Origin of the sequence: Anaplasma phagocytophilum, from assembly GCF_023476575.1 — a bacterium.
In the GTDB taxonomy this organism is placed as follows: domain Bacteria; phylum Pseudomonadota; class Alphaproteobacteria; order Rickettsiales; family Anaplasmataceae; genus Anaplasma; species Anaplasma phagocytophilum_A.
In genome coordinates, this window is sequence record NZ_JAHLEX010000056.1 from 1 (window position 1) to 8,172 (window position 8,172).

General features: G+C 42.2%; 7 protein-coding genes. All 7 read left to right on the forward strand.

The genetic code is table 11. The features are described 5' to 3' along the window. The first annotated feature begins 145 nt into the window (after positions 1-145). The 7 genes from KPX09_RS03405 to KPX09_RS03435 all read left to right on the forward strand — a co-directional run bounded on the left by KPX09_RS03405 (position 146) and on the right by KPX09_RS03435 (position 8,113). Positions 146-385, forward strand: a complete 240-nt coding sequence (locus KPX09_RS03405) for a hypothetical protein (RefSeq protein ID WP_249548999.1) — start codon at positions 146-148, stop codon at positions 383-385. A gap of 966 nt (positions 386-1,351) precedes the next feature. Then, positions 1,352-2,062, forward strand: coding sequence for a virB8 family protein (locus KPX09_RS03410; RefSeq protein ID WP_410518479.1), 711 nt, complete (start codon positions 1,352-1,354; stop codon positions 2,060-2,062). After that, positions 2,046-2,891, forward strand: a complete 846-nt coding sequence (virB9, locus tag KPX09_RS03415; RefSeq protein ID WP_249549001.1) for a P-type conjugative transfer protein VirB9 — start codon at positions 2,046-2,048, stop codon at positions 2,889-2,891. The genes KPX09_RS03410 and virB9 overlap by 17 nt, the downstream gene beginning before the upstream one ends. Before the next feature lie 23 nt (positions 2,892-2,914). Beyond that, positions 2,915-4,213 (forward strand): TrbI/VirB10 family protein, encoded by a 1,299-nt coding sequence (locus tag KPX09_RS03420; RefSeq protein WP_249549002.1) that lies wholly within the window; start codon positions 2,915-2,917, stop codon positions 4,211-4,213. Positions 4,214-4,260: 47 nt separating this feature from the next. Then, positions 4,261-5,259, forward strand: a complete 999-nt coding sequence (virB11, locus tag KPX09_RS03425; protein WP_249549003.1) for a P-type DNA transfer ATPase VirB11 — start codon at positions 4,261-4,263, stop codon at positions 5,257-5,259. 51 nt (positions 5,260-5,310) lie between these two features. Continuing rightward, the gene (locus KPX09_RS03430) at positions 5,311-7,497 is read left to right on the forward strand and encodes a type IV secretory system conjugative DNA transfer family protein (RefSeq protein WP_249549004.1); all 2,187 of its coding nucleotides are present in this window, start codon (positions 5,311-5,313) and stop codon (positions 7,495-7,497) included. 436 nt (positions 7,498-7,933) lie between these two features. Further along, complete coding sequence (locus KPX09_RS03435; RefSeq protein WP_249549005.1) at positions 7,934-8,113, forward strand: hypothetical protein; 180 nt, start codon at positions 7,934-7,936, stop codon at positions 8,111-8,113. The last annotated feature ends 59 nt before the right edge of the window (positions 8,114-8,172 follow it).

An 8,172-nucleotide genomic window follows, 5' to 3' on the forward strand; every position in this document is an offset into this window, starting at 1 on the left:
TAAGGAGTTAGCTTATGATGTAGTGTCTCTCGTTTACAAATGAGTTTAATATGCGAGGAGACTAAGTAACTACGCTCCTCCGAGTATCTAAAAGCAGTCTCTAGGTATGTTTTGTCTCGTAATCTTTGGATTTCATATCTGGTTTATGTATAAGGATCTATTATTAGATAAGGTAAGGACATTGTTCACTTTGCTAAGGCTGTTGAAATTTCTCATCCCATCATCGATGGTAAGGTTTGTAGTGGAAGTCATGCTAAAGGGGAGGACACCGATGCGACGACGTATAAAGCTGTACCCAGTGCTAGCACGGACACGGCACAATGTAGTGGTTTTGGAGCTACAAGCGGTGGGAAAGCTGATCATAAATTTCTTAGCAAGTTTGTAAGCCTTGCAGGAGTAGGCGAAGGTAAAAACTGGCCTACGGGGAAAACGTTCCAGACGAGCGCTGCGAAAGATGGTGTCCCGAATGGAAACGCCACAGCCGTAGCTAAAGATCTAGTAAAGGAGCTGACCCCTGAAGAACAAACCATAGTAGCTGGGTTACTAGCTAAAACTATTGAAGGTGGTGAAGTTGTTGAAAGATTCGTATCTCCATATCTAGCATTGTTATCTTAGGAGTAGTAGATTGGACATAGAGTCAGTGCCGTGGAAGTACGTTACAGTAATCTAATATATTAGACTTTGGGTGCTATTATCAGGCCCCTGGTTTATACCAGAATAAGATATCTAGGATATCATTTCAGAATAAGGGTAATGACCTTACGTTGTTGAGAAATTAGTGTGCTTTCTTCTACCCCTCATTAGAACCTGAGATGGGTTGCTGTATCTTCCTATTGGGCGGTAGATTATAGATGCATCATCAATACTATATGTACGTTACTGAAGTCTAATGAGTTGCTTTCTAATTCTCTATCGTAGTGTGAAAGGTTCATATAATATATATAACCTTGCTATTAGACAAATAAGGAAGAGATTAAGCGTGGGTACTGATGATTACACGTACTTTCAGAATCGACGATTGATGTTGGTATATACACCCATGGGCTTATATCTTTGAAGATATAGCACCTAGTTGTTGCTGGATATTCTAGTAATAGCTTCGAAAAAGATTTCTTTCTTATGAATCTTGCAAATACTTCGGTAAAAGCCTCTATCACGCGTCGTATGAACGATATAGTTCTACACCAAAACCGCAATGGAAAAGCTATACTAGACGTTGTTGTGCTAATTAAGAAGTGATTTTTGTGTTAACTTGATGTAAATAAAAGAATAGTAGGTTCTGATGATGTTTGGGCAGCCTTGCAATGGGGCTGGTTTCTCCACTGCTTGGTTTTGTTTCAACTAGTTGGTATTGGATATGTTTGGTCTTGGAAAGGAAAAAAAAAAGCCCGTGACAGGTTCTGATCGTGATTGCGTGTCAGGAAAAATCGGAGATTGGTATCATGATAGATACGGGTCCGTGGTCGTGCAGCGCAATATACTCCTTCTTCTTGTAGTGTTGTCGGTGTTTTGTATTGCTGTAAGTACTTTCGTCATTTTCAGAATAGGTAAAACAAGAACAATAGAACCCTTCGTTGTAGAAATAGAAAAGAAGTCAGGGATTACAACGCTAGTAAACCCTATGACTGTAAAACAGTATTCTGCCGACGAGGTATTAAGTAATTATTTTATAGTGGAGTACATAAAGGCTCGTGAGCTCTATGATCCTAACAATTTCCAGTATAACTACTATACGAGAGTACGTCTCCTTTCGTCCCAAGATACCTACAGCGAGTTTCGTAGTTGGATTCGTCCTAGTAACCCTTCTAGTCCTATGACGCTCTATTCAGATGTTGTATCAGGAGCTCTAAAGGTGCGCTCTCTGCAACATCTAGAGGGGGGGCAGGTTCAGGTGCGGTTTACTATGGAATTCGTTAATCATAGCGGCTCGATTATAAAGAGAGATAGAATTGCTACTCTTTCCTTTAGGTATTCCTCTCTTGAGATGACTGAACAAGATAGACAGGTGAACCCTTTGGGCTTCCAGATCACTTACTATAGGGCGGATGATGAATTTCTATAAAAATTTTTATGTTGCTTTTGTAACGGCTTTAGCACTGTTATCTATGAGTGAAGCATGCTTTGCCAGCTCAAATATTGGCATGCCAGTTTCTGTAGATAGTAGAATAAAGACGTTTGTCTACAGTCAGAATGAGGTTTTTCCGGTTGTGTTCAACTATGGCTATCATTCCTATATAGAATTCTCGCAAGGTGAGACGGTGCGAGTTATGGCTTTAGGAGATAATGCAAATTGGAAGATAAGGCCAGTGGACAACAAGTTATATGTCATGCCCCTGGAAAAAGAGGGGCACACTAATATGCTCATAGAGACGAGTAAGGGGCGGAGTTACGCTTTTGATTTGATATCGACTGCGATTCCTCTGAGTGTAGGTGCTGCGTCTAGTATTGACAAGTTGGGTAAGGCTAATTCTGCATTAGCAGACTTGGCTTATGTAGTGCGTTTTTACTACCCGCAGAATGATAGAAATTTTGATATCATGGGACAGAAACTTGAGATATCTCCTCCTAGCCTGGCTAGCGGTTTAGATGCTGATGATGTGGAAATAGAGCCAAATGCAACTAGAACCAACTATCTGTTTATGGGTGGAAGTGCTCACGTTTCTCTAGCTCCTGCGCAGGCTTTTGATGATGGGTATCTAACATACTTTCAGTTTGGTAAAGATAGCAAAGAAATTCCTAAAATCTACGTTGTGAAGAAGGATGGAAAGAAAGTTCCGTGTAAAATGCTGCTTCTTAGGGACTATGTGATAGTTGAGGGGGTGTATGAGCTGTTTTACCTTGATTTTGGTGATGGCAGGAGTGTAGAAGTTGTGAATCAGGCTCTTAGTTAGAATTTGTCGATAGTAGGTGCAGAATGGCTGACGAAATAAGGGGTTCTAGCAGCGGAGAGAACATTGAGGATGATGTTAATATAGTAGGTGTGGCAAAGAGTAAGAAGCTCTTTGTTATTATAGTGGTGCTGATTGCTACTGGACTTATGTACTATTTTTTCTTCTTCAATAAGGAGTCTTCGGATAATGAGGAAGATACGCAGATTCCTCGTGTTATTGAAGAGAAAGAAGTAGAGAAATTAAGGAAGGATGCGGGGAGGCCAGCTCAGGAGACTGCTCCTAGAATCTTGACGCCGCCACCGAGGTTGCCAGAGTTGCCGCCGCTGGTGATGCCTACTGTGCCGGATATTCCTGTGGTAACAAAATTGCTTAAGCCGCCTGTAGAGGAGGAGCTTATTGATGAGTATAATGTGCAAGAAGTTCCTTCACCAATGGGGAATATCTCTCCTCCTGAACATAAGGACATATCTTTACCTTTGCCGTATAAGACGATGTCAACTGAGCAGCCGTCGTTCCTGGGGTATGATAAAGAGAAAAGAGGTGCTCCTATGATCGCGTTCGGTGGTGCTGGGGAGTTTGCTGGTGACGAATCGGGTGCTGGCTCTATAGGTAAGGAAGATGCTCGGTTTACTGCATGGCAGGGGCTAGAGGGAACTCAATCTCCTAGCGTTAGAGCGACGAGGGTAGGAGATACGAGGTATATAATACTGCAAGGCCACATGATTGATGCTGTTTTAGAGACGGCAATAAACTCAGATATTTCCGGGGTGCTCAGGGCTGTAGTGTCAAGAGATGTATATGCTTCTTCTGGGGATACTGTTGTAATACCGAAGGGGTCTAGGCTTATTGGTAGTTATTTCTTTGATTCTTCCGGCAACAATGCAAGGGTTGACGTTAATTGGTCTAGGGTAATTTTGCCTCACGGTGTTGATGTGCAGATAGCTTCTAGTGGGACAGATGAGTTGGGTAGGAATGGTATTTCTGGTGTCGTAGATAATAAAGTCGGCTCCATATTGACTTCTACTATCTTTTTGGCGGGTATATCTTTGGGGACAGCTTATGTGACCGATAAAGTGCCGTCGTTGCGGTCGGAGACGGTAAAGGTTGAGACTCCTGCGGATGGTAAAGATGAGAAGAAAACTACTTCGTCATCTCTTTCAACGAAGATAGTATCTGACGCTGTTAAGGATTTCTCTGATTCTATGAAAGATATTGTGAATAGGTATATAAATAAGACTCCTACGGTTTATGTGGATCAGGGTACTGTAATGAAGGTATTTGTAAATCAAGACGTAGTGTTTCCTCGTGATGTGGTGAGGTAGGCATGGGGGTAGAGTATTATTGGGATGGAGTGCACTGAGGTAAGGGTATGACTGGGGGTGGTGCAGCTTTAGAAACTTACCTCGAACCGCTTCGTGACATATTTGCGGAAGAAGGAGTCAATGAAATTTCTATCAATAACTCGTGTGAAGTATGGGTTGAAAATAGAGGGAAGATTAGGTGCGAGCACATTCCAGCATTGACTACTTCTCATCTCCGGGGGCTGGGGCGTCTGATTGCTCAGGCTACGGAGCAGAAGTTAAGTGAGGAGACGCCGCTGCTCTCTGCGTCTTTACCTAACGGCTTCCGTGTACAGATAGTTTTTCCCCCAGCGTGTGAGGGCGATAAGATAGTGATGTCCATTCGTAAGCCTTCTGCAATGCAGATGTCGCTCGAGGATTATGAGAAGATGGGAGCATTTTCTCATGTTGCTCAGCAGGGTGACAAGCTTAGGGATGAAAATAGCGAATTGGGTGAATTGCTATCTCAGGGTAAGATAAAGGAATTTTTAGAAACGGCAGTACAAAAGAAGAAGAATATAATTGTGAGTGGGGGTACCTCTACGGGGAAGACTACGTTTACTAATGCTGCCTTGAGAGCGATACCTGCGGAAGAGAGGATTATTACTGTTGAAGACTCAAGGGAAATTGTTCTATCTCACCCCAATCGTGTACATTTACTTGCCTCGAAGGGTGGGCAGGGTCGAGCGCGTGTTGGTACGCAAGATTTGATCGAAGCGTGCCTGCGTCTTCGCCCTGACAGGATCATAGTGGGGGAGTTGAGGGGTGCTGAAGCTTTTAGTTTTTTGAGAGCGATTAATACTGGGCATCCTGGTTCGATTTCTACGTTGCACGCTGATACTCCAAGGATGGCTATTGAGCAGCTAAAGCTCATGGTGATTCAGGCGGGCACAGGATTACCGGCAGACCAGATTGTAGATTACATAATGAATATTGTGGATGTGATAGTGCAGCTAAAGAGGAGCTCTGGCGGAGTTCGTCACGTTTCAGACATTTTGTTCACCAAGTGTTCAGAGGGTAATAAGTAATCTACGGTTAGAATTACTTGTAGGCACTTTTGTTTTGTAGTAGCGCTAGATATGCATAGTTCCAATCATATACGAAATATTTTGGTATTCTTTTTAGGATTGTTTTGCCTATTGGAGTTCTGCTTTTATATTTCTGGCGTATTCTTCGTACTTTTTGTATGGGGAGTAGATTATTTGGATTTTAATGCAATAAACCCAAGTGTTGCAGATTTCCCCATGCGGTTGTGGCCGACTATCTTTCAATATATCAGTAAATGGTGGGGGAATCCCCAGCTGTTTGGTGTTACTAATTCGCTAAAGTTGTGGGGTTCATTTTTTGCTCCTCTTGGTCTTGTAGGTATTGTTGCGTGGAATCTTCGTCATGTGCTTATTGATTGGCGACCTTTCAAAAAGAAAGAATCTTTACATGGTGATTCTCGTTGGGCTTCAGAGCGCGATATCAGAAAAATAGGGTTACGCAGCAGACGTGGAATTTTATTAGGTAAAGATCAGAGGGGTTACTTAGTGGCGGATGGCTATCAACATGCTCTTCTTTTTGCTCCTACAGGGTCTGGTAAAGGTGTGGGTTTTGTAATTCCCAATCTTTTATTCTGGGAAGATTCCGTAATTGTGCATGATGTGAAGCTTGAAAACTACGACCTCACGAGTGGTTGGCGTAAGAAAATTGGGCAGGAAGTGTATGTATGGAATCCTGCGCAGCCTGACGGTATTAGTCATTGTTATAATCCGCTAGATTGGATAAGTAAAAAACCTGGGCAGATGGTAGATGACGTACAAAAGATAGCCAACCTTATCATGCCTGAGCAAGACTTTTGGTACAACGAAGCAAGGAGTTTATTTGTTGGGGTGGTGCTATATTTATTGGCAGTGCCGGAAAAGGTTAAGTCATTTGGCGAAGTTGTAAGAACGATGCGTAGCGATGACGTAGTGTATAATCTTGCGGTTGTGTTGGACACAATAGGCAAGAAAATACACCCTGTTGCGTATATGAACATTGCTGCATTCTTGCAAAAGGCGGATAAAGAACGCTCTGGGGTTATTTCTACCATGAACTCTTCTTTGGAATTGTGGGCTAACCCTCTTATTGATACGGCAACGGCCTCTAGTGATTTTAATATACAGGATTTCAAGAGGAAGCGTGTTTCTGTTTATGTTGGGGTTACGCCTGATAATCTCACGAGGTTAAGGCCTTTGATGCAGGTATTTTATCAACAGGCAACAGAATTTTTGTGTCGTGCTCTACCCTCTGATGACGAACCTTATGGTGTGTTGTTTTTGATGGATGAGTTTCCAACTCTTGGAAAGATGGAGCAGTTCCAGACGGGGATAGCTTACTTTCGGGGATACAGGGTAAGATTATTTTTGATAATACAAGATACAGAACAGTTAAAGGGTATATACGAAGAGGCAGGAATGAACTCTTTCCTATCTAATTCTACTTACCGGATAACTTTTGCTGCCAACAACATAGAGACAGCAAACTTAATATCGCAACTTATTGGTAATAAGACTGTAAGTCAGGAGTCTCTAAATAGGCCGAAGTTTTTGGACCTTAATCCTGCTTCCCGCTCGCTCCATATTTCTGATACGCAGAGGGCGTTGTTGTTGCCTCAAGAAGTTATAATGTTGCCTAAAGATGAGCAAATACTCTTAATTGAATCTACTTATCCGATAAAATCTAGAAAAATAAAGTACTTTGAAGATAAAACGTTTACGCGTAGGCTATTAAAGAGCACGTTTATTCCTACGCAAGAGCCATACGACCCTGAGAAGATTCGTGGTGGTGTCGAGGGGGAAGAAGGTATTGTATCTGACGCTTCTGAGAATAGTGAGGACCTAAAGGCGTTGATGGGTAGTTCTAGTGCAGAAAATCCTCCTGAGCGTGCTGAATATGGATATGAAGATGATGGTGATCTTGTGGACAGAGAAGAATTTGAAGACCTATACGGTATAGGGGAAGAACCTGAAGATGATTTAGAGGACTTGGATGAGTCTGATGATTACTTTCACAACGAAGATGATGTTCTTGATGATGAAGACTACGACGATCCTTATGAAGATGACATGGAGTTAGAAGAGGACGGAGATTGGGATGAGAATGAAGCTTTTGAGGATGAGCTTTTAGATGATGAGGTTGTTGACGACGAGTTTGATAGTTTAGAGCCAGAGGGGGACGAAGCCTTTGAAGAAGATAAATCTACTGATGACAATGAGAGCGATAACGGAAGACAGAAGTAGATAGCTTTATGGCTGTGTTATCTCAGTTACTTGATGTTCAGGGTATATGCTATTTGACAGTTTGTGAGTTAACGTGATCGCTTATTGTTTTTTACGGATTGAAGAACACTCCGAGGTTGTTCTTATTCGAGTAATGTCGGTATGCGTTCATAAGTGCTAAATTGGGGACAGATGTAATGCAAATGTCCTCAATTTTGTCGTTTTTAGAGTAGTATTTGTTTAAAACTCTAAGTTTCTATTGTAAGAGATCTTGAAATGCAATTTTCGATTGGGTGTGTTTATCACTATGGTTTGAGTGCCAATCTAACAGCACGCTAGAGTACTGAACCTTGGTGTATTTCCTACCTTATTCCGTGGTAGAATAACCTAAAACACTTGTAAAGGACTACGTATATGCTTCTATACGTTAAGTGATCTTGAAGCTCCGGTAAGGACATTGTTCACTTTGCTAAGGCTGTTGAAATCTCTCATCCCATCATCGATGGCAAGGTTTGTAGTGGAAGTCATGCAAAGATCGAGAGTACTGATACTACAACGACTACGTACGATGCAGTGCCGGGGACATCAAACACTAAAACAGCTCAGTGTAGTGGTTTTGGCGCAACAAGCGGTGTGACGGGGCCTAAATCTTTTAGTGGTTTTGTTAACGCTGTGAAAGTAGGTGAGGGGAAAAAC